At 68.6% G+C, this 20,076-nt stretch carries 21 protein-coding genes; 11 read left to right on the forward strand and 10 right to left on the reverse strand.

The window, feature by feature from the left end; translation table 11 throughout:
* The first annotated feature begins 19 nt into the window (after positions 1-19).
* From ACGFIE_RS01040 to ACGFIE_RS01060, 5 genes are read left to right on the forward strand one after another with little or no spacing between them, the layout of a single operon-like run.
* Positions 20-745 carry a tryptophan 2,3-dioxygenase family protein gene (locus ACGFIE_RS01040; protein ID WP_393289728.1) on the forward strand — a complete coding sequence of 242 codons (726 nt, stop codon included), beginning with the start codon at positions 20-22 and terminating at the stop codon, positions 743-745.
* The gene (locus ACGFIE_RS01045; protein WP_393289730.1) at positions 742-1,899 is read left to right on the forward strand and encodes an aminotransferase class V-fold PLP-dependent enzyme; all 1,158 of its coding nucleotides are present in this window, start codon (positions 742-744) and stop codon (positions 1,897-1,899) included. The genes ACGFIE_RS01040 and ACGFIE_RS01045 overlap by 4 nt, the downstream gene beginning before the upstream one ends.
* Positions 1,896-3,131 (forward strand): tryptophan 2,3-dioxygenase family protein, encoded by a 1,236-nt coding sequence (locus ACGFIE_RS01050; protein WP_393289732.1) that lies wholly within the window; start codon positions 1,896-1,898, stop codon positions 3,129-3,131. Before ACGFIE_RS01045 ends, ACGFIE_RS01050 begins: the two co-directional genes overlap by 4 nt.
* On the forward strand, positions 3,128-4,387 hold the full coding sequence (locus tag ACGFIE_RS01055) for a nitric oxide synthase oxygenase (protein ID WP_393289735.1): 1,260 nt from the start codon (positions 3,128-3,130) through the stop codon (positions 4,385-4,387). Before ACGFIE_RS01050 ends, ACGFIE_RS01055 begins: the two co-directional genes overlap by 4 nt.
* Positions 4,348-4,812, forward strand: a complete 465-nt coding sequence (locus ACGFIE_RS01060; RefSeq protein WP_393289738.1) for a hypothetical protein — start codon at positions 4,348-4,350, stop codon at positions 4,810-4,812. The genes ACGFIE_RS01055 and ACGFIE_RS01060 overlap by 40 nt, the downstream gene beginning before the upstream one ends.
* A 94-nt stretch (positions 4,813-4,906) precedes the next feature.
* Here ACGFIE_RS01060 and ACGFIE_RS01065 read toward each other — a convergent pair whose 3' ends face one another.
* The 7 genes from ACGFIE_RS01065 to ACGFIE_RS01095 all read right to left on the reverse strand — a co-directional run bounded on the left by ACGFIE_RS01065 (position 4,907) and on the right by ACGFIE_RS01095 (position 9,887).
* Positions 4,907-5,320: an Imm1 family immunity protein gene (locus ACGFIE_RS01065; protein ID WP_354948371.1), complete on the reverse strand. Its 414-nt coding sequence runs from the start codon at positions 5,318-5,320 to the stop codon at positions 4,907-4,909.
* Positions 5,317-5,817, reverse strand: coding sequence for a DddA-like double-stranded DNA deaminase toxin (locus tag ACGFIE_RS01070; RefSeq protein WP_393289740.1), 501 nt, complete (start codon positions 5,815-5,817; stop codon positions 5,317-5,319). The genes ACGFIE_RS01065 and ACGFIE_RS01070 overlap by 4 nt, the downstream gene beginning before the upstream one ends.
* The gene (locus ACGFIE_RS01075) at positions 5,814-6,107 is read right to left on the reverse strand and encodes a hypothetical protein (RefSeq protein ID WP_393289743.1); all 294 of its coding nucleotides are present in this window, start codon (positions 6,105-6,107) and stop codon (positions 5,814-5,816) included. Before ACGFIE_RS01075 ends, ACGFIE_RS01070 begins: the two co-directional genes overlap by 4 nt.
* 21 nt (positions 6,108-6,128) lie before the next feature.
* Positions 6,129-7,460, reverse strand: coding sequence for an MFS transporter (locus tag ACGFIE_RS01080; protein WP_393289745.1), 1,332 nt, complete (start codon positions 7,458-7,460; stop codon positions 6,129-6,131).
* Positions 7,457-8,779 carry an APC family permease gene (locus tag ACGFIE_RS01085; RefSeq protein WP_393289748.1) on the reverse strand — a complete coding sequence of 441 codons (1,323 nt, stop codon included), beginning with the start codon at positions 8,777-8,779 and terminating at the stop codon, positions 7,457-7,459. The genes ACGFIE_RS01080 and ACGFIE_RS01085 overlap by 4 nt, the downstream gene beginning before the upstream one ends.
* A complete protein-coding gene (locus ACGFIE_RS01090; RefSeq protein ID WP_393289749.1) occupies positions 8,776-9,300 on the reverse strand; it encodes a MarR family transcriptional regulator in 525 nt (174 codons plus the stop codon). Before ACGFIE_RS01090 ends, ACGFIE_RS01085 begins: the two co-directional genes overlap by 4 nt.
* A gap of 386 nt (positions 9,301-9,686) precedes the next feature.
* On the reverse strand, positions 9,687-9,887 hold the full coding sequence (locus ACGFIE_RS01095; RefSeq protein WP_393289751.1) for a hypothetical protein: 201 nt from the start codon (positions 9,885-9,887) through the stop codon (positions 9,687-9,689).
* Between the two features lie 656 nt (positions 9,888-10,543).
* Here ACGFIE_RS01095 and ACGFIE_RS01100 point away from each other — a divergent pair.
* The 5 genes from ACGFIE_RS01100 to ACGFIE_RS01120 all read left to right on the forward strand — a co-directional run bounded on the left by ACGFIE_RS01100 (position 10,544) and on the right by ACGFIE_RS01120 (position 15,185).
* A complete protein-coding gene (locus ACGFIE_RS01100; protein ID WP_354948359.1) occupies positions 10,544-10,975 on the forward strand; it encodes a hypothetical protein in 432 nt (143 codons plus the stop codon).
* Between the two features lie 88 nt (positions 10,976-11,063).
* The gene (locus tag ACGFIE_RS01105) at positions 11,064-11,501 is read left to right on the forward strand and encodes an NUDIX domain-containing protein (protein ID WP_393289754.1); all 438 of its coding nucleotides are present in this window, start codon (positions 11,064-11,066) and stop codon (positions 11,499-11,501) included.
* 873 nt (positions 11,502-12,374) lie between these two features.
* Positions 12,375-12,692: a helix-turn-helix domain-containing protein gene (locus ACGFIE_RS01110; protein WP_393289756.1), complete on the forward strand. Its 318-nt coding sequence runs from the start codon at positions 12,375-12,377 to the stop codon at positions 12,690-12,692.
* A 145-nt stretch (positions 12,693-12,837) separates the two neighbouring features.
* Positions 12,838-14,355, forward strand: a complete 1,518-nt coding sequence (xerC, locus tag ACGFIE_RS01115) for a tyrosine recombinase XerC (protein WP_393289758.1) — start codon at positions 12,838-12,840, stop codon at positions 14,353-14,355.
* 257 nt (positions 14,356-14,612) lie between these two features.
* The gene (locus ACGFIE_RS01120) at positions 14,613-15,185 is read left to right on the forward strand and encodes a hypothetical protein (RefSeq protein ID WP_393289760.1); all 573 of its coding nucleotides are present in this window, start codon (positions 14,613-14,615) and stop codon (positions 15,183-15,185) included.
* Between the two features lie 54 nt (positions 15,186-15,239).
* Here the strand turns inward: ACGFIE_RS01120 and ACGFIE_RS01125 are convergent, their stop codons facing one another.
* From ACGFIE_RS01125 to ACGFIE_RS01135, 3 genes are all read right to left on the reverse strand, one after another.
* Positions 15,240-16,127: a hypothetical protein gene (locus tag ACGFIE_RS01125; protein WP_393289762.1), complete on the reverse strand. Its 888-nt coding sequence runs from the start codon at positions 16,125-16,127 to the stop codon at positions 15,240-15,242.
* 197 nt (positions 16,128-16,324) lie between these two features.
* Positions 16,325-17,713 (reverse strand): competence protein CoiA family protein, encoded by a 1,389-nt coding sequence (locus tag ACGFIE_RS01130; protein ID WP_393289764.1) that lies wholly within the window; start codon positions 17,711-17,713, stop codon positions 16,325-16,327.
* Between the two features lie 163 nt (positions 17,714-17,876).
* Positions 17,877-18,140 carry a DUF1883 domain-containing protein gene (locus tag ACGFIE_RS01135; protein ID WP_393289766.1) on the reverse strand — a complete coding sequence of 88 codons (264 nt, stop codon included), beginning with the start codon at positions 18,138-18,140 and terminating at the stop codon, positions 17,877-17,879.
* Between the two features lie 369 nt (positions 18,141-18,509).
* On the opposite strand from ACGFIE_RS01135, the gene ACGFIE_RS01140 reads away from it, so the two are divergent.
* Positions 18,510-19,913, forward strand: coding sequence for a hypothetical protein (locus tag ACGFIE_RS01140; RefSeq protein ID WP_354944090.1), 1,404 nt, complete (start codon positions 18,510-18,512; stop codon positions 19,911-19,913).
* Positions 19,914-20,076: the final 163 nt, after the last annotated feature.

A 20,076-nucleotide genomic window follows, 5' to 3' on the forward strand; every position in this document is an offset into this window, starting at 1 on the left:
CTGACTGGAGGCCCCAGAGATGCTCACATCACCCCTGCCGCCGGTACTGCCCGGGAGCGGCGCCGACGACTATGCCCGCTACATGCGCACCGACGAACTGCTCGCCCTGCAGAGAGGGCCGGCGGAATGGGTGCATCCTGACGAGCTGCTGTTCCAGATCGTCCATCAATCCAGCGAGCTGTGGCTCAAGCTCACGCGCTCCCACCTGTCTCGCGCGCTCACCCACGTCGGCGCTGGAGAGGTGGGCGCGGCCGAGCTGCTAATTCGCCGGGCCGCGGAGGCGCTGCGGTTGATCACCGAGCATCTGCACATCCTGCGGTCGCTGCCACCGGCGCAGTTCGCCATCATCCGCCCCGTACTCGGCACCGGATCCGGATTCGAGTCCCCCGGCTGGCGGCTGCTACGCACCGCGAGCACCGAGCTGGACATCGCCTTCAGCCGGCTACTGTCCTCGCTGCGCCTCACCGCGACCGACCTTTACCGTGGCACAGCACCATCCGATCCGCTGTATCGCCTGGCGGAGGCGCTGGTGGGATTCGACGAGCGGATCGCGTTGTGGCGCACGGAGCACTACACCGTCGCCACCCGCGTCATCGGCCAGGGAGTGCTCGGCACCCGCCGCACACCGGTCGACAGCCTGAGCAAGTTGATCAGCCACCGACGGTTCCCCACGCTGTGGGAAGCCCGTGCGGCACTGATGGACGCGTCCGCACCGGCTGCTTGCCCGGGACAGGTTCAGCGGTGACCGCCGCGACTCTCACGATGCCCGCGGCGCTGCGGCAGCGGCTGGCCGCGCCGTCCAGCGGAGCCCACCTGGCGGCGTGCAGCATCGCCCCCCGCACCATTGACGTCGACCAGGCCATGGCCCAGATGCTCGAGGACCTGTCCCGGCCCGGCTTCTGGGACGCGTGCGAGCAGAAGGTTGCGCAGGCTCGCCGCCTGTTCGCGCAGCTCATCGGCGCTGATGTCGACCAGATCGGCATCATGCCCAACGCCAGCATCGCCGCCCACCAGGCCGTCACCGGCCGCCGCTGGCGACGACGCCGCGACATCCTCACCAGCACCGCCGAGTTCCCGGGGATCACACACGTGCTGCTGGCCCAGCCGGGAATGCGGGTGCGCTGGTGCGGCACGGTAGGCGGAGCCGTACGGACGAGCGACTACCTATCACAGATCACTCCGCGGACCGCCCTGGTGTCGGTGCCCGCCGTCACCTACCGCGACGCGACCCGCCTCGACGTAGCCCGGATCGCCGCCGCCGCACGAGACGCCGGCGCGGAGGTCCTCATCGACGCGTACCAGGCCGCAGGCGTGATGCCCGTGAACGTCAACACGCTGGGCTGCGACTACCTTGTCACCGGCGCCAGCAAGTATCTGTTCGGGCTGCCCGGGCTCGCCTTCATCTACGCCCGCCACCCAGGGGGACCGCCGCCCACGCTCACCGGGTGGCTCGGCCGCACCGACCCCCACGCGATGCGGGCGACCATCCTCGACTCGCCGATGACCGCCAGGCGTTACGAGACCGGCACCCCCGCCGCGGCCGCCGTGTACGCCGCCGTCGCCGGCCTGTCCCTGGTCGGTGACCTTGACCTGCAACGGGTGCGTCACCACACTCAGCGGCTGATCGCCACGACCGCCCAGCGCCTCGCAGCCCAAGGCGAGGTCGTCCGCCTGGCCGCCAGCGTGGATGCGCAAGGCGCCCACCTGGCGATCGTCGAGCCACGCGCCGAGGCGATGGCCGCCTGGCTCGGACACCGCGGCGTCATCACCGCACCCCGCCACGACGTCCTGCGCCTGGCCACCCACGCCTACACGATCGACAGCGACATCGACGTCGCGTGCGAGGCGATCGCCGCCTACCGGTACCGCGCCCGGGTCCTTTCCGGTGCACGCCGATGAACGCCGACGCCCTGCGACGGTGGCTGGCTGAGCCACGAACCGCCGCGTACCGCTTCCCGGTCCACGCCGTCATCGACGCCTACCAGCACTACGGGAAGCACTCCGTCCCCGCTGAATGGACCGTGCTGCTGCGCTGCGCCCGCGATCGTCTACCCGAGGTGCCGGACCCGAACGAGCTTTTGGCCACGCTCCTGAACATCCTGCTCGACAAATCCGATGGCCGCTTCGACTACCGCAGCTACCTGGCCTTGCCGCTGATACCCATACCCGATCCGGACGACAGCCCCCAGCCGGCCCATCGGCTGCTGGCCCGCCGCGACCGACTGCACACCCTTCTGCTGACCGACCTCATCGCCTTCGAGCTACGCGCCCTGGACACCACCAGCGCGCCCCTACCCCTTCAGCGCCCTGACCTAGCCCTCGTCACCAAACGTCTACGCCACGCCGTGCGCGCCGCGACGCCCGCGCTGCGACGGCTCAGCTTCGTCATCCCCGACGCCGGCAGCCCGCTCACGAATGCCCGGCGGCTGGCCGCGTCGGTGGCGATCAGCCAGGGCACCAGCGCACAGCAGATGCTGCGGACCACCATGCTGCCGGTCTCACGAGTCCACGACGAGTGGATGTTCATCCGGGTGCTGCAGACATTCGAGTTGACCTTCGGCCTACTCGCCGTGGACCTCGCCGCGATCATCACCGCGGCGCAGGGTGGGCAGCTGCCCACCGTGGGCGTGCGCCTGTCCTTCGCCGCCGCGCTCCTGCGGGAAACAACACCGCTGTGGTCCCTGCTGGCCACCTTGCAACCGGCGGCGTTCCACAGTTTCCGTGTCCACACCGACGGGGCCAGCGCCATCCAGTCCCGCGCCTACAAACTGTGCGAGTCGCTGTGCCGCACACCCGATCCGGACCGCCTGCACTCCGCGGCGTACCTGTCGGTACCCGACGTGCAGGCGCGTATCAGCAGCGGGCAGGCCACCATCGCCGACCTCCTCGCCGCCATCCACAGCGACGAGCGCACGGTCGCCGAACAGCCAGTCCTCGCCGACGGGCTCCGAGAGTTCACCGCCGCCGTCCACCAATGGCGCCGCACCCACTACCGCCTCGCCGTACGGATGCTTGGGACCGACCAACGCGGCACCGGCAACACGCCTGGAACTTCCTACCTGCTCCGCAGCCGCGACACTCCCCTGTTCGAAGGCCCCGACGCCACCGACCCGTCACAGGCCAGCCGATGAGCGTGCACACAACGCCAGCAATTCCGGCCGGCAGCACGCACCACGACCTACTCGCCGAAGCCCACGGCTTTCTGAATCAGCGCCACGCTGAAACCGGCACGTCGGGGCTCGCACGCCGGTGGCGCGACGTTCGCGACGAGATCCGCACGACGGGAACTTGGCAGCCGACCTACGACGAGCTGGCCTACGGGGCGCGCGCCGCCTGGCGCAACTCCGGCCGCTGCATCGGCCGGCTGCGGTGGCCCAGCCTGATCGTCCGCGACCGCCGCCACGCCACCACCCTCGACGAGGCCACTCGGGAGCTCACCGCGCACCTCGACGATGCCGCCAACGGCGGACACGTCCGCTCCGTCATCACCGTCCTCGCACCCGCCACCGGCACCTCGGCCCCTCCCGTGCGCATCGTCAGCACCCAACTGGCCCGATACGCGGCATGGCGCACCAACGACGGCATCCTCGGCGATCGCGCCAACCTGCCCCTGACCAACGCCGCCTTGGACCTGAGCTGGCCAGGCCCCGCTCGGCGCGGCGCTTTTGACCTTCTGCCGTGGCTGGCCGTCACCGCTGACGGACGGCTGCACCTGCTACCGACCGACCCGGGCCGGATCCTCGAGGTGCCGATCGAGCACCCCGAGCACCCGTGGATCGCCGGCCTCAATCTGCGGTGGCCCGCCATCCCCGTCGTCAGCAACATGATGCTGCATCTCGGCGGACTGCGGTTTCCCGCACCATTCAGCGGCACCTTCATGGCCGGCGAGATCGCCACCCGCAACCTCGCCGACCACCACCGCTACAACCTGCTCCCCACCATCGTCGCCGGCCTCGGTCTGCGCCCTGGCGATCGACTACGCGCCGACAAAGCGCTGCTCACGCTCCATGAGGCGGTGCTGCACTCCTTCGAAGCCGCCAGGGTGGCCATCACCGACCACCACCGCGAAAGCCGCCGCTTCGCCCGCTTCGTCGCCAACGAAGAGGCAGCGGGACGCCGCGTGACAGGCGACTGGAGCTGGCTGAACTCCTACCCCATGACTCCCCAGGACCCCTCCTGGAACCGCTACTACGACACCAGCCAACCCACCCCGGCATTCCTGCCGGACCCGCACTGCCTCGCCCTCACTGCCGGTCACCCCAACCCCGGCCAAAGACCCTCGCTGCGTCAGCACGCCGATGTCCCCCCGGCCGCTGCCGCTCCACCCAACCAATCCAGGGAGGACACGTGTCCACACGCTCATCTGCTCGAACCCACCACTGGCTGACCCGCCTGGCCGCGATCGCGGTCACGCTGCTGAGCACCACCGCCGGCCTCGTCGCCACCTCGGCACCCGCGCAAGCGGGCGGCTGCCGCGTCGCTCCGTACAGCGGCTACCCCAACTACAGCGACCTCTACATGCTCTACGACGGCGTCGAGATCATCAGTCAGCCGCAGTACCCGAAATACCTCACCACGACTAGCCAGTGCAGCGACATCCAGATTCGCAACACCGGCGACAACGACTACTACGGGCCCTTCGACGCCTGCATCAACTTCTACGGACGCGCCACCTGCAACTACTGGACGCACGTGCCCGTTGGCCAGTGGCGCAACCTCGCGACGAACGTGAAGGACGGCACCAAGTTCTACATCTGGATTCGCATCGACTTGGGCAGGTGGTACGGCTTTAAGGCCGCCGGCGACTGGTGACCGATCGCTGGGGGTCGCCGCGGGCGGCCCCCAGCGTGTGGGTCGATGACGGCCGCAGCCAACAACCGCCTTCGCGTCCGACCGCGGGGCACACCTAGTCGAGGATCTCCCAGGCCAACGCACTTGGACGTTGCCCATCGCTCGTGAGGAACTGCCGGGCGGCTTCCCGGGCGGTCGCGTTGCTCACTCTGGTGCGCTCGGGCCACGCGTCGGTGGGGGTGCCGGCATAGTCGAACGTGAACGGTGGCCCGGCTTCAAGATCCGGCTCGTATCCCCAGGCGCTGCTGCCATCGGCGCCGACGTGATAGACGAACGACCGTTGCGGGTGGCCGACGCAGATGTCGAGCATGACCGGGAAATCCGCTCCGCTGGGAGCGACGAGGGTAACGCAGTAGGGCAGACGTTCGGGGTGGTCCTGAGCGACGCTGCTGAGCGTGGCGTCGAGTTCGGCGACGGTCGTCACGGACACCGCGCCGTCACCGCGTCCCCAGGTGATGTCGATGCTCATCGCCGGATCCCTTCTCCTGTTCCGACGTACAGCTTATGGAGCCATGTCCGGTCGCCGTCGGTGAGGAACACCGTCAGGCGGGTTCCCTCCGGCAGGATCGTGGCGAGGATCTTCTCGCAGACCAAAGGTCGTATCGGGTCGTCACATGGAGTGTGGTTCAGCACGAGGACCGCCTCCTCTGGGCCGCCGCGACGCCGGAGAACGGCGGCGGCCTGCGCCTCGGCGTGATCCATGACCGTGGCCTGGGCCAGCGGCGGCTTCAATCCCACCCCGGCGGCGGGAAGCCGGCCGACACGCAGCTGGCGGCTGCGAAGCCGCCCGTCAGGCTCCGCCGAGAAGTCAGGGTCATGGATGACCGCGCTGTCGGCGAGGAGGACCGCTTCGGTCTTGTCGTGCGCACTGGTGCGACGCGCCAGGCTCGCAGCTGCCCGAAGGACGGCCTGCGGTGTGTCAGGCGTTGCGGGTGGTCGACGGTTCTCGTCGCCACCCGCCGTCAATTTCCCAGCCCACCCAACCCTCTCACCCGGGTGAGGATGTCCTGCACCTTGCTGGCTGACTGCGCGACCGCCACGCTCACGCCGTCAAGCTGACGTGCGCTGCGGTCGACCATCTCCGCCGCGGTGTGGTCGGCGGCGCCGTGCAGCGCCGTTTGAATCAACGCCCGCGCTTGGTGAAGTTCAGCGCCGGCTGCCCGGATCAACTCTCGGGACCGGTCGAGATGAGCTTTCGCCTGAAGAAGCCGAGTCATCAGTTCCGCCACGCTCACCGACACACTGTCCCAGAACATCGATGCTCATGCGATGGGCGGTCAGCGCATACGTCGGGCCGCAAGCGCGCCAAGGGCCGGCGCTATCGCGACGACGACCAGCGCGGCGGCCGGGCCCCACGTTTGCCACAGGGTGGCGCACAGCGCGGTGCCGCAGCCGCCGCCAAGGAACGTCGCGAGAGTAAGGAGACCGCTTACCCCGCCGCGGGATTCGACGGCGGTGTGGGCGGTGACGTCGGCGGTGAGCAGCATCTGCGTGATGGCCGAGGCGGTGAACGCTGCGGTGGCCGCTGCCACGATCGCCCACGGACGTGGGGTGATCGCGGCGTTGAGCATCGTGGCGGCGAGGATCACGCTCACCGCGGCCAGGACGTGCCGTGCGGGCAGGCGGCGAGCGGCGAGGGCGGCGAGTCGGGCCAGCGCCGCGCCGATCACCGCGCCGGGTAGCAGGAGCACCCCAATCTGCATGGTGCTGTAGCCCTGCTGGTTGAGCAGGTGAGGTGCGGTGTAGAGCACGGCGAACAGGCCGGCGTACACGCCGGCGCCGACGATGGTGGCCTTGTGGAACCAGCCGGCGGACAGGATCCCGCGGGTGAGGAACCCGCCCGGGTGTATGCGGGTGCGCGCGGCCAGGCCCAGGGCGGCGGCTGCGGTGGCAGCGGCGAGTATCGCGGTGGTGAGCGCGCTGGTGTGGGATGCGGTTTGCGCGGTCAGCAGCAGTCCGGCGGCGACGGCCGCGAGGAGTCCGGCGCCCGGCCAGTCGAGTCGGTCATGCTGCGCGGCTGGCGCGGTGAGGGGCCAGCATGACGGGATCGCGGCGATGGACAGCACCGGCAGGATCAGCGCCGCGCGCCATGACCAGTGCGCCGCGAGCGCCCCGGCCAGCGGGGCGGTCGCGGCGAACCCGGCCATGCAGGCACCGAAGGTCGCCATGCTGGCCCGTCGGTGGGCCGCGGGTAGGCGGGCGGTGCTCGCGAGTGCCGCTGCCATGACCGCTCCGGATCCTGTCGCGAGCAGGACGCGGCCGATGACGACGGTGTTCAGGGTGGGGGCGACCGCGCAGATTAGGGCACCGAGTGTCAGCAGTGCCGCGGCGCTCAGGAGAACCCGGCGGGTGCCCCACAGGTCGGTGAGTCGACCGGCGGTGACCGCGCCGACGCCGACGCCTGCGGCGTATGCGGTCAGGATCCACGCCAGCCCCGCAGCGTTGGCGTGTAGATGGGTGGCGGCGTCGGGAAGCGCGACGGCGGCGGCGCTGACTCCGTAGACAGCGGGTCCGTACAGCACACCCAGCTGCCACCCCGCAGGCGAGCCGCTACGGACGACAGTGCTGGCCGTGGAGGTCAAGGTCAACGTGCTGGCGGGGGCCGTCATCGGATCCTCACTTCCTGAGCCGGCGCGTAGGCGTGCGCGTCATCGAACGGGTTATCCACAGGCGTCGGCGGCTGTGGATAAAGGTGTGGAGTGGGTTCCCGACGTCGGTGTGCCCAGACAGCGGCGGCCACGACGGCAGGTGCGAGCAGGAACGCCGCGCTGAGGGCGGCCACCGCGGCGACGGCGAGCGCGGCCACCGCCGCGCAGGCGCGCTGGCGTGGTGCGGGCAGCAGACGCACCGCCGCGGCGAGGCCGAGCACCGTGACGCAGGCCAGGAGCGCGGCGAACAGGCGCATCAACGTCTCCACGGTGACCACGCGCGGTGCCAGCGCGGCGGCGACCGCGACGACGGCGGCGGCGCCGGCCTGCGCCGCGACGCCGCGTCGGGGCGCGCCGTCGCTGGTCACGACCGCGAGACCGCGAGGCAGGATGCGGTGACGGGCCAGAGACACGCCCGCTCGCGCGCCGGCGGCGACGAAGGTGACGCTGGCCGCGACGGTCAGCAGCACCGCCGCGCCCGCTACCGCCCCGGGCGCCCACGGCTGACCGGAGATGGCGAGCAGACGCATCAGCGGCACCGTGGTGTCACCGGCCTGGTTGCCGAGGACTCCAACGGTGCAGATGGCCAGGCCCGCGTAGAGCACAACGATGATGGCGAGGCTCGCCGCGGCAGCGCGGCGCACCTGCCGCGGGTGGGTGAACTCGGCGCTGAGGTTGGCGGTGGCCTCCCACCCACAGATGGCCGTGAACAGCACGGCGACGGCACTGCCGACCCCGGCCGCGCCGTGAGGCGCGAACGGGCCGATCCGCTGCGGGTCGACGTGCGGGCCGGCCACCATGATGACGGTGACGAGGAGCGCGACCAGGGCGCCGGTGAGCGCCAACTGCAGGCGCCCGGACACATGCAGGCCCACCATGTTGGTCAGGAACACGACGGCCAGGAGCCCGGCCGCGATCCCCACCGTCGTGGCCGGTGGGGTGTGCAGTGCGGTCGCGGTGTAATGGGCGCCCGCCACCGCGCCAGCGACCACCCCGACCGGAACCGCCGTGTACAGCCAGCAACCAACGACCGCCGCGGCCCGGTCGCCGAACGCCCGGCCGGTGAACGCGGCGACACCGCCGGTGTCCGGGTAGCGGGCGCCGAGGTCCGCGAACGTCGTCGCGATCAACGCGGACAGGGCAAGCAGCGCCGCCCACGCCAGCAGGGACGCCGGGCCGGCGGCGCGCACCGCGACCGCCGGCAGGACGAGGACTCCGGGGCCGAGGACGGCCCCGACGCACAGGGCCGTGCCCCGCGCCACACCGATACCGCCGCTCATCGGGTGCCCCCGGCATGCGGGCCGCCGTTGGGAGGGCGGGTGCGTTGGGCAAGGAGCCTCAACGCCCGGGCGAAGTCGTTCTCGCTCGGCATACCCGGTGCGGCGAAGAGGGTCGACTGCTGGGCATCGACGCGCCGCCGCAGCTGCCCCGCAAGGTCCAGGCCTGCCCGGGTGGGACGCACGACGGTACGCCGCAGGTCATGCTCCTGCAGTTCGCGCCGGACAAGGTCACGGTCGCTGAGCAGACCGAGGGCGTTGGTGAGGGTCGCCCTGGCGATCCCGATCTCCGCCGCGATAGCCGCCGGCTCCAGCACGTCACAAGCACAGACAAGGACCAGCACGTCGTAGGTGGTCCACGTCAGGTCCGCCTCCCGCAGCACAGTGCGCTCAAGGAGCGCGCGGACGGTGTTGGCGGTGCGGCACAGTTGCGCCACCGGGTCGGACTCCGGGCGCGACGCCGCGCGCCGGTTGGTCATGTGCCGGTGCACACCTGTCACCCGGCGTGAGGTGGTGGCGCTCATCGTGACCACCTGCGCTGGCTCGCACGTCGCACGGTCTGCCGATCGCGTCGCCGTCTTTCGCGACTGCGCTTGGCGGGTGTGGGCTGCGGTGAGCTCCCGCGTGACTGCGGGAAACGTTGACTGGGCATGGTGAACCCCGTTCATCCGTATGTTTGTCGACCGTCGCTGGTTGCGGTCTCTGGCCCTACGTCCGGGCGCGCGTGATCGGCGTCTGTCGGCGGTGTCACCGCCCGTGGCACGCTCCAGGACGCGGTCCTAGGAGCCCGCTGCGACGCGAAGCTTCTCGTGATCGCCCTGCGTTGCGGTGAGTTGCCGCAGGTGACTCGGACCGCCACCGGAGGGCATGCCGGTGCTACTGATCGCGGTCCTGTCGCTACGGCCGTAGGTCAGGCGTGCGGGGAGGAATCATCCGCTGACATGGGCGGGGCGCCGAGTGCGGCGTTGACCCGCTGACCGAGCAGGCGAAGTTGGTGATGGACGTCGACCAGCGCTGCCCGGCGCGACGCGGTGGGCCGGCGTTGCGCGGTGTCGACGAGAGCGTCGATGTCGACGCGCAGCTGGGCGAGGCTGGCGCTGATAGCGGTCAACGGCGCCTCGAACGCGGTGGTTGAACTGGTCCGTCGCCTAGTGACACCTCGCCCGGCAGTGCGTCGCCGAACCAGCAGGTGCGGATCGTTGGCCGTGCGGGCCTGTCGTTGTCTGATCACCGCTGCCTCTTTTCCTAGTCGCCACATCAGGGCCACCGTTGCCTGGTCCCGCGCGCCGAGCGGGGCCTGTGGCAGCGAGACACCGTGTGAACGATGGGCATGTCGTGGGGTGGAGGACCGGCGGGAAGGGCCCCTCTCCCCGCCCGCCGGCTCCCCCGGCCCATCACCTCACCGGCACGGGGGGCCCGATGAGGTGATGAGCTGGTGAGGCAGCTCCTGCTCGACCGTCTGCGCCTACTCAGGCGCGTCGGCCCGCACGACCGGAGTCATCGCGGCTCCGCCTGTCGGTGCTGGCGCGATCCACGCGTCGACCAGTTGACCTGCCCCAACAGCGACGGCGCGTCCCCTCCGACGCCGTCGCCCGCACATCCGGGTGGCCGCATGGCGCACACCACCCCGATCCGCTACGCTCCAACCAACTTCAGTTTGATTTTCACCGAACCGTAGTTGCCGAAGCGGTACGGAGAGCTAAACACGGAACACCGAGCGCGTCAACTGTGGTTCGCTCGTGAACCAACCAGAGTTGGGAGGGCTGCGTGAGCGACACGCCTGCAGAGCAAGCCGAGGACGCCACCTCCCGGCTGATCCAAAGTCGGCTTCGCGAACTCTTCGAGGCCCGCGGCGAGGCCCGGCCGCCCTACACAGAGACCGAAGTCGCCCGGGAGCTCAAGCAACGCGGATACCCGATCACCTCGGAGGGCATCCGCGTTCTCCTGCGCTCACCCAAGATCAACCCCAAGGCCACCACGCTGGTTGCCCTCGCCGAGTTCTTCAATGTCCCGGCCGGCTACCTCCTCGGCGACGACGACGTCGAACTGACAAGCCGCGAGGCACGGATCATGGCCAGGTCCTTCGACAAACTTCTTCCCAGAACCCGCAGGAGCCTCGCCCGAGTGATCGACGAGTTCATGCGCCTGGAGGAAGCCGCGCGCGACAAGGACCCCGACTCACCGCACCAAGAGGTGTAGTCACCCAACCGTTGGAACGACGTGAGGTTCGCCCGCGCGCAGCAGCCGATGGCCTCCGCTCGGAGCATGCAAGGCGACCTTGTGAAGGATGACCGCTGAGATGACGCTTCGCAGGCGAGCAGCCGCGGTGATCGTCCGCGGGGACCGGGTGTTGATGGTGCGCGAGCGGGGGCAGGGTCCGTCCGGCCGCCACGATGGCCAGGAGTACTGGACGTTGCCTGGCGGCGGCAATGCCGCCGGCGAGACAGCGGAAGACGCGGTACGGCGCGAAGTCGTCGAGGAGGTTGGCCTTCGACCCCTGGCGGTTCGCTATCTACTCGACGTGCCGTACCCATCGGGGCTGACGTCCTGCTTCGCCGTGCAGGTCGCTGACGGTGAGCCCTCATTGGGCAAGGACACCTTGTCCTGCGACTGCCCGGTCATGGTCGGCATGGACTGGGTGCCTCTGCCGCAGCTCCACACCGAGACGCCCGGACTGCCCATCCCGACGATGATCGTCGTCTGGGATCCCGCAATGCCCCAGTAGCGGACCGGGTCGCTCTAGAGAGTGAGCAGAGGCGGCATGGTCTCGGCTGCGGCGAAAGGGACGGGTGACGGGGCGGGCTAGTCGACGGGAACCGCCAGCGTGAGGAAGCCTCCCGCGCGGCTTACGGGGCCGTTGTGATCACCCGCTCGGCGAGCACGATGTCGGCGGGTGTCAACGTACGGGTTCCGATGCAGAGCCGAGTACGCCAAATGTGCACAGGTCGGGGAGGCGAAGCACTCTCCACGCTGCCGATGGCGTCCGGCTCGGCGAACAACATCCGCTAATCACGGTGAATGCGCAGTGGATGAGGGCTGACGGCCCGAATCGCGGCTATGAGAGTAAGCAGTCGTCGGGGTAGCGCAGGACCGGGCTGTTGTCGTCGGTTGCAGCTCGATCCTCCCGCCGATAAGCAGAGGGATCCTGCGGGGGTGTGCCCGAACTCGACGCAGAGGGCTTGGACCACCTTGCCGCAGGCAGACCCCCTTGATCTTGTGCGCCCGAAGAAAATCGAACCCCTAACCTTCTGATCCATAGTCGGCTAGCCCTCAATCCAGCGCCGCGTGGCAAGTCGCGCAAACCGTTGCCCAGCAACGACCGGCGCCCTGGCGCTCCACGACCTCGGCTACCGCCGCCCGGCCGGACCAGTCTGGTCCGCTACCAGCAGGAGAAGCCGAGGCCGCTCCCTGAGCGGCCACGAAACCTGCAGCAAGTCGGTGTCGTCGCTGCTGGCCGAAGCCTCGGCATCAGTGGCCGAGCGTGCTCCGCCGTCCGCGGTCGCCGCCCTGGCCCATTTCCGATGCCGATCGCTCCGACCAATCGGGCACGACCGCGCCCCAGCCTCACACGATCCCACCCCCCAATGAGGAGACAATCATGCGACCCCACGAACACAAAGACTCAGCATCACCAGAGCAATTTCCAAACTCCACGCCGGCCCACTCGCAGATCGTTTGGACCGCCGAGAGTATCCGCGCCTTGGGTGCCAGCACCGACTTGGCTACCGCTGCGTCGGTGCTCGGCATGTCCCGCTCCACTGCTTACAAGCTGATCCGCCGTGGAGCGTTTCCCGTGCCGCACTTCCGCATCGGCGCCCACTACCGGATCCCCACCGCCCCGCTGCTGGCCGCCCTGCACCTGCTCGACACCCCCGCCCCTGGTGAGGCCAGCGCCGCAACGGACACCTTCCCATGACCGCCTGACGCGCGGGCCCTGTAGCCAATCGTGGCTACAGGGCCCGCAACCTTGCACGTCAATCCCGATTCCGCAGCCCCTGTCGGCCGGGCCCGTCCATTGGACGGGCCCGGCCGACTTGATTGTGCCCGCATGTCACGCGTCGATGTGGATCACCGAAACCGATGCACCCCCATCCGAACAAGGAGCACCACCAGCCATGCCTGCAGGAAATGTCTTCAAACGATGCGGCTGCCGCCATCCCGACACCGGCAAGCCCTACGGAAACGACTGTCCGAAACTACGCCGACCCAACCGCGCCTGGAGCTCCGAGCACGGAAGCTGGGCCTACCAACTCGAACTCCCACCCACCGCCGACGGCCGCCGACGGCTCCTGCGACGCGCCGGCCTACCCACCAGACGAGCCGCCGCCGACGAACTCGACCTCGTACGCGAACTCCTCGCCCTCGCACCCAAGGCAGACACGCGCCGCCGCACCGAGATCGCCGACCTCATCCAGAGCGCCGTACGCGCCAAACGACCCCTGCCCGACGTCGAGCGCATCCGCCAACGACTACGCGGCGACGGAATCCTCGCTGACATGCCCACCGTCGCCGACTACCTCACCACCTGGCTGGCCCACATCGACGTCGACGCGAACACCCTGCGCGGCTACGAGTCCATCGTGCGCGTGCACCTCACCCCACACCTCGGCGAAGTGCCACTCGACAAGCTGCGCACCAGTCACATCCGCTCGATGTTCGTCGCCATCGAGCACCGCAACGCGGACATCATCGCCGCTAAAGCCAGCCCCGACCCCGCCGTCCGCAGAACCGTCGCCGGGGTACGGCCCACCGGCCCCAACACCCGCCAACGCATCCGCGCCTGCCTACGCAAAGCCATCAACGACGCCCTCGCCGACGAACTCATCGTCGGCACCAACCCCGCCGCCCTGGTCAAGGTCCCCGGCGAACCCGCCCGCCCCATCATCTGGGAAGACGAACGCGTCCAACAATGGAAGGCAACCGGCAAAGTCCCCGGACCAGTGATGGTCTGGACCGACGAGCACGTCACGGAGTTCCTCGACTACGCCGCCATCCACGCACCCGACCTGTTCCCCATGTGGCACTACATGGCCTACCGCGGACCCCGCCGCGGCGAAGCCTGCGGACTACGCGACAGCGAAGTCCGACTGCACCGCCACGAAACCACCATCAACAACCAGATCGCCACCCACGGCTACACGCCCGTCCAGAAAGCCCCCAAAAGCCAAGCCGGCAACCGCGACGTCGCCCTCGACACCGACACCGTCACGATCCTCACCACCTACAAAGCGCTCCGCGCTCAGTGGCGACTCGCCGCTGGCGACGCCTGGCCCACCACCGGGCTGTTCTTTGTCCGCCAAGACGGCCACGCCTGGCATCCCAACGCCGTCACCCAACGATTCCGGCGCCTCGTCCGCAAGGCCGGACTGCCACCAATCCGACTGCACGACCTACGACACAGCGCCGCCACCCTGGCCCTCGACGCTGGCGTCGACATCAAAGTCGTCTCTGAACAACTCGGCCACTCCACCACCACCCTCACCCGCGACACCTACCAAAGCGTCAGCAAACAACTCCACCGCGAAGCCGCCGACGCTGTCGCCAACAAGATCAAGAAGAGGCGACCCAAGGCAGCGTGACATGCCCCCGAGCAGTTATCAGCAATCGGCGATGCCGCACGGACGGACGTCCGGCCACTCGGGACGGGGCACCGGTCCAGATCCGGAAATCAGCTGCCGCTGGCTACCTGGTGGGGGTTAAGCAACACGCAGTGGAGCTGACCCGCCCATATGAGGGAACCGACTTGGTGGAGCGGGAGTCTCACCACAGAATATGCGCTATTCCCGAAAAGTCTGGTTCGCGGCACCTCCGAGGGTCGCCCGAGGAGGTCTGAATCATGCCCCGACGCCCGACCAAACTGCTGCTGGCAATGCCACTACTAGCGCTCGCCGGCTCCAGCGTCGCCACCGCCGCGCCGACGACGCCCCCGCAACCGCCACCCGCGACCGCGACCGCGACACCCGATCCAGGCAGGTCCGAATGGCCGAGCCAACAGGAGGTGATGGACGCCGCCACCGTAGTCGGAAAGGCAGCCTCGACGCGCTGGCCAAGGGCCTACGCGGGAGTGGCCGTCGACCTGCCCGCCCGACTCCTACTGGTGCAACGCATCCCCACCCCCGGTTTCGACGCCGCCATCCGCGCGCTGGTGCCGGCCGTGACCGTACGGTTCGCCGACGCCCGGTACTCCGAGCTGACCCTCGACGCGTGGGTGGCAGACATCAGCGCCGATTACGACTACTGGCAGCGGCGAGGCATCCCACTGCACGCCATCGGCGCCGAGCCCGGCCAATACGTGGAGGTGGGCACCGACAACCCGCAGCACAACGCAGGCAAGATTCGCGACCACTACCCGCGCATGACCCTGCGCGTGGTGCAGGGGAGCCCTTCGGTGCCGGCCACCGCGAACTGACGACGTCACTCAACCCGGACGGCGGTAAGCCCGGAGAGGGCTACCAGCGTCTAGCTAGTCGCCAGGATTGGCTACGACCCAGTGGACAAGACTCGTGTATGCAGCGAGGGCGGTATAGACGTCCTCGCGTAGTCCGGCCATGGTGATCAGTTGGGATCTGCGGGTTCGGCGGTCCACCAGGCGCCACTCCACTTGCTGGGTCTTGCCTGGTCCGTCGGATCGCGGACAGGACTCGCCGACGACTCGGGTGATGTTCCCGTGTGCCAACTCGTTTCGACGCCGCACCACGGCCCACAGTTCCTCTCGTGGGAAGCTGCGGTTCGCTTCCGAGGACGGGTGACTTGCCAGCAGCGACTCAACACGATGAAGTCGCTTTCCGATCATCCACCCGTCTAGCTCGCTTCGGCGCGCCTCGGGATCATCTGGCTTCTCCAGTTGCAGGACCACATCGCCGAGGAGGTCCTCCAGGACAGTGCTCTGCGTGATGACAAGACCTCTTCGTTGATCAAGCACGCTGCGCTCGGCGATTTCTTCCCAGTCAAGATCGACCTCGTCATGGAATGACAGGAGGAGGTCATAGTCTGAGAAGACGTTCAGGGGTTCGTCCGAGTCGTCGTCGAACGACACCTCGACGACGTACACCGACATTTCCTCGAGGATCCGGACGTTGTCTTCGTCCAGCATTCCGGCGTAGGCCCAGTCGACGGTGTATGAACAGGCCAGGTCAGGATAGTCCGGCGTCCGGAAGGCGCAGCGCCAGCCGGTGATTGCCGGAACTAGATCCGAACTCTTGCGCCACACCTCGCCGTGACGGGGGCACCTCATGTGTGTGGCGACCGGAGTAGCCTGCCAGCGACGAAGTAGCGCGACCTGCCCAGCAGTGAACGGTGCGTAGACCTTTGGCGTGTCAGTTGGAAGTCCCAGCGCGAATCGGAGCGCCACTCGGTGTCTCCACTCCCTCGTATTGGACGGGCCAAGTCAGGGACGTTGCGTCACGCGCACCTATCCTGCCGTAGCGCCACCACCGTGGACTGCCGTCACTGCGGCGTTACCGGGCACGCTAGTGAGGACTCGGGATAGTGACCGGCCACGTCGCGGGCGCCGGACCTGGTGCCTGACCCCTCCGAGTGGAACCCGATCTAGATCAGCGACATCTGCTCGTGATCGGGGAGGTTGAAGTGCACGATACGGGTGGGGTCGATGGTGCCAGTGGCGGCGAGTTGTTGGGCTTCCCGGGCGTTGCGGACGTAGACCGGGACCGCTGGGGGCAGCCGGTGCAGTGATGCGGGGCTGGGTCGGAGTACCCCGTGTAGCCGCTGGCGAATGCGAATGGCGATGCCGTAGGCGCGGTCTGGGGTGGGGCCTTGGGCATCGAACTCGGGGCGGGCGGCGTGTGTCTTCCACAGCGGATCCGTGACGGCTTCGCGGAATTCGTAGAGTTGCTCGGCAGACAACTCCTCCCACCATCGGTCCGCGGCCAGTCGCTCGTCCTGCTCCTGGCTCAGCCGCTGCTGCTCGGCGGCGCGTTGCTGTGCCTGCCGCTGCTGCTCCTCGACTTCTCGTCGCTGGCGCGCCTGTTCGGCTTCGGCTGCCCATCTGCGCAGTTGCGCATCTCGCCGGGCGGCCTCCTCCGCTGCCCTAATCTCGCGTTGCCGTTGCTCGTCTTTGCGTCGGGCTTCGGCTTCTGCTTCGGCTTGCTGCTCGGCTTGGCGCTGCTGCTCTTCGCGTTGGCGCTTGCGTGCCTCCTGGCGCTGCCGCATCGCCTCGTGCCGGGTCTCGCTATCAATGTGCGGGCTGGAGGTCCAGACCAGGCGCCGCCGGCGGTAAAGATCGTCGGCGGCGAACCACACCCGCCGGTATCGGGGGCGGACCTCGTGCACGACGAGCTGCCCTCGCGACACCCAGCGGACGAAGGCGGTCAGCTCCAGCGCGTCGACGGCACCCCAGGCGCCGCGGTCGAAGTCGAACGCTGACGGACCCTCCACGACGGTCCAGGGCCGACCCTGCGTGGGTTCGCGGACCCGGATCGACGGCACGTGTCCCATCCACGGGGCCTGCGCGGCCGGACTGACCCAGCACACGCCGACACCGGCGACGCGGTATCGCTCGGTGCGCTCCTGGATCTCCTCGTTGGTGATGGGCGACAGTTGGGCCTCCCAGGCGATGCGTCGGGTGCTGTCGTGCGAGGAGGCGAGGACATCGGCGCGCCATGAGCCATCCGGGGAGCGGACTTCCAGCTCGGCGTGCCAATCAGCGGCCCGTACCGCGGTAGCCAGTTCCAGCTTGAGGAGGTGATGCTCCAGGGACTCGTTCAACCAGGCGCAGCCGGTGAGGCGTCCGGGGTCATGGGCGAAGTACCGCAGCCCGCGAGCGGACACCTTGGCGTGGACCCCATGCCCGCACTCCGGACACCGCAACGCCACCCGCGGCCGAGTCCTGTGCACGGCCGACCAGGTCAGGCCACAGCCGAGGTCGGGCAAGGTGGCGTCGATGCGGCCAGCCTCGGGATGGATCGCCGCGAAGGCCATCTCACCGCCGCCGTCTAAAGGCGCCGCCGACGTCCGGGCTGCGGTTGGTGACCGTGCGGATCTCGCCCACGCGTACCTCTCACCGATGGTCGCGGAAACGCGTATACGTCGAGCATGGCAGAGCGGTGCGACAACATCACTGCTCGTACCAGTCCCCCAGTTGTCAGTCGAAGACCTGGTTGACCGTGACCCGGATGCGCTCGGGGTAGCTGTCGACGATGAGCCACCAGTGATCGTCGTAAGGCACCTCCAGGACCACGGGGGTGAGATCGTAGAAGCCACCGAAAAACTCATACTCGTCGCCGTCGACGTACGCCTGGTACTCGTCGTCGTCCATCAGGCAGACCCTGGCGGTCGAGCCGCGCAACCCAATCTCGAACACCGCGCCAGTGGCGCACTCACCAAGGTCCCAGTAGAGGTGAACCACACACTATGTGTAATGGATGATGACGCCCCGTAGAAAGTCCTTCCGGGCGTGTTCCTGTCCGCTCCGCAAGTCACGGCCGCTCGCGGGGTATCTGCCGAGTTAGTGACAGGGGTGCGTACTCGTGGTATCGCGACTGGGCGCGCGGAAGCGCTATGTGGTCTGCGGTGATGGTGCGGTGGCTCGTCGTCCGGTCACCGAACTGACGGACCGCTTCGGTGTCGCGGTCAGCGTGGTTGTACCGGGAAGCATAAACAGGCGCTGCACGTTGGACAGGTTGCCCCGAGAAGGTGTCCATGCAGGACGGCGCCCGCAACGCTTGTCTGCCTCGGAAGCAACGTGACTTCGGCGTGATGCTGCCAGAATGACACGATGGTTGACGACGCGGGTGTCGCGACGCTTCGTGAGATCGTGATTCGGGCCGCTCGCGCGATCGCTGACGGAAGCACTCACGCTCGACTAGACGAGGACCTGATCGAGGCTGGGCTCCCGCCGTCGACAGGCGGCGAAACCAAAGCCCAGCGTGGCGAGAGCAGTGCCGCGGCGGTCCCGGACGAGCGGCTCAGGGAGGTCGCCGTCGGCCTGGTCGAGCGGCACAGCGGCCTGCACATGATTGACCGTATAACGGTCCAGGATCTCGTGTGGGCCGACGAGCATCCTCCTCCGATCCCCAAGCGGACACGTCGCGACCTCGCCCGGGCCTTGCCGGGGCAGGTCCTGGTCGATCACGCCCAGCGATTCCACAACCTCCTGGCCACGCTCTTTGACCTAGGCCGCGGCGGCCTCTCTTTTGGATTCGAGGACACCAGCCTCAGTGGGCAGATCGATCGGCACTTCTACCGCAACGACGACTGGACCGTCGAGCAGTTGTTCGACGAGCTCGGTGCGGTCGATCAGGCAGCTGACCGCAGATTCGCCCTCTTCCTCGAAGGCATGGTGTCCGGCGACACCGTGCCGGACGAAGACGCCCAACGCCAACTGGTTGACGCGATCAATCCGCCGCTGGCCGCCATCGGGCTGGAGCTTCGGGAGACGGGCAACACCGATGGCTACCCGACCTTCCACCTGGTGGCCACCGGATCCAGGACCGGCCGACCCAAGCAGCTCATCTTCGCGTCCCCGAAGAAGCCCGATCTGCGGCTCATCGACGTCATCGACAGCGAGGTCGAGGTCGTGGATCCCACCGGGGAGGTTCTCGTCTACAACCGGCCTGTCGGTGCTTCGGGCCTGCGCTGGCGCGACCTACAAAGTTGGTGGTCCGACACCCGCCAGATCGACGATGGCCACCACGCCAAGCGGGAGCTGTACCAGCGGCTCGGCAGCAGCGTGCCGCAGGGCTCTCCGCATCAGCTGCTCCTGTTCAAGCTCTACCACGACATCTACCGTGGCGCCCTCCAGGACCTTCCCGCCCTCTTGCCCGAGGTGTGGCGCCACTGGGACCCGAAGACAATCAAGACCCGCGGTAAGGACGCGCTGGTGCAGTTCCGCATGGACTTCCTGCTGCTAGCACCGGCGGGCGCCCGAATCGTGCTGGAAGTCGACGGCCAAACGCACTACGCAAGCGAACAAGGAGCCCCCGACGGCCAGCGACGCTGGCTTCCGGATGGCAACGAGTACGCGCATACCGTGGCCGCCAGCCGCGACCTCACCCTCGCCGGCTACGAGGTCTATCGGTTCGGCACGAACGAACTCCACGACGAAGGCCAGGCGCGCCCGCTAGTCACGGCCTTCTTCAACAGCCTCTTCCGAAGGCACCACATCGCCCTACCCAGGTAGACGAAACAGGCCCGGCGAGCCACTCGCCAGGATCCCACTGGCCTGTCCGCGTCAGAAGGCCGATCAACTCTTAACGTCGTGGTCGCCGCGTTTCGAAGCCGCATCGAGTACGGCTCGGGCGCGGCGACCGGTTCGTGCGTCGCCGCCTGATGGGGGGGTCACT

The organism is Micromonospora sp. NPDC049275 (assembly GCF_043197115.1).
GTDB lineage: Bacteria > Actinomycetota > Actinomycetes > Mycobacteriales > Micromonosporaceae > Micromonospora.

What these genes read in the sequence shown, in the direction of transcription:
- ACGFIE_RS01040 (WP_393289728.1), top strand. Translation starts at nt 20, where the DNA reads ATGCTCACATCACCCCTGCCGCCGGTACTGCCCGGGAGCGGCGCCGAC.
- ACGFIE_RS01050 (WP_393289732.1), top strand. Translation starts at nt 1,896, where the DNA reads ATGAACGCCGACGCCCTGCGACGGTGGCTGGCTGAGCCACGAACCGCC.
- ACGFIE_RS01055 (WP_393289735.1), top strand. Translation starts at nt 3,128, where the DNA reads ATGAGCGTGCACACAACGCCAGCAATTCCGGCCGGCAGCACGCACCAC.
- ACGFIE_RS01065 (WP_354948371.1), bottom strand. Translation starts at nt 5,320, where the DNA reads ATGAGCATCGACATCACCTGGGGACGCGGTGACGGCGCGGTGTCCGTG.
- ACGFIE_RS01075 (WP_393289743.1), bottom strand. Translation starts at nt 6,107, where the DNA reads ATGTTCTGGGACAGTGTGTCGGTGAGCGTGGCGGAACTGATGACTCGG.
- ACGFIE_RS01080 (WP_393289745.1), bottom strand. Translation starts at nt 7,460, where the DNA reads ATGACGGCCCCCGCCAGCACGTTGACCTTGACCTCCACGGCCAGCACT.
- ACGFIE_RS01085 (WP_393289748.1), bottom strand. Translation starts at nt 8,779, where the DNA reads ATGAGCGGCGGTATCGGTGTGGCGCGGGGCACGGCCCTGTGCGTCGGG.
- ACGFIE_RS01090 (WP_393289749.1), bottom strand. Translation starts at nt 9,300, where the DNA reads ATGAGCGCCACCACCTCACGCCGGGTGACAGGTGTGCACCGGCACATG.
- ACGFIE_RS01105 (WP_393289754.1), top strand. Translation starts at nt 11,064, where the DNA reads ATGACCGCTGAGATGACGCTTCGCAGGCGAGCAGCCGCGGTGATCGTC.
- ACGFIE_RS01110 (WP_393289756.1), top strand. Translation starts at nt 12,375, where the DNA reads ATGCGACCCCACGAACACAAAGACTCAGCATCACCAGAGCAATTTCCA.
- xerC (WP_393289758.1), top strand. Translation starts at nt 12,838, where the DNA reads ATGTGGATCACCGAAACCGATGCACCCCCATCCGAACAAGGAGCACCA.
- ACGFIE_RS01120 (WP_393289760.1), top strand. Translation starts at nt 14,613, where the DNA reads ATGCCCCGACGCCCGACCAAACTGCTGCTGGCAATGCCACTACTAGCG.
- ACGFIE_RS01130 (WP_393289764.1), bottom strand. Translation starts at nt 17,713, where the DNA reads ATGGCCTTCGCGGCGATCCATCCCGAGGCTGGCCGCATCGACGCCACC.
- ACGFIE_RS01140 (WP_354944090.1), top strand. Translation starts at nt 18,510, where the DNA reads ATGGTTGACGACGCGGGTGTCGCGACGCTTCGTGAGATCGTGATTCGG.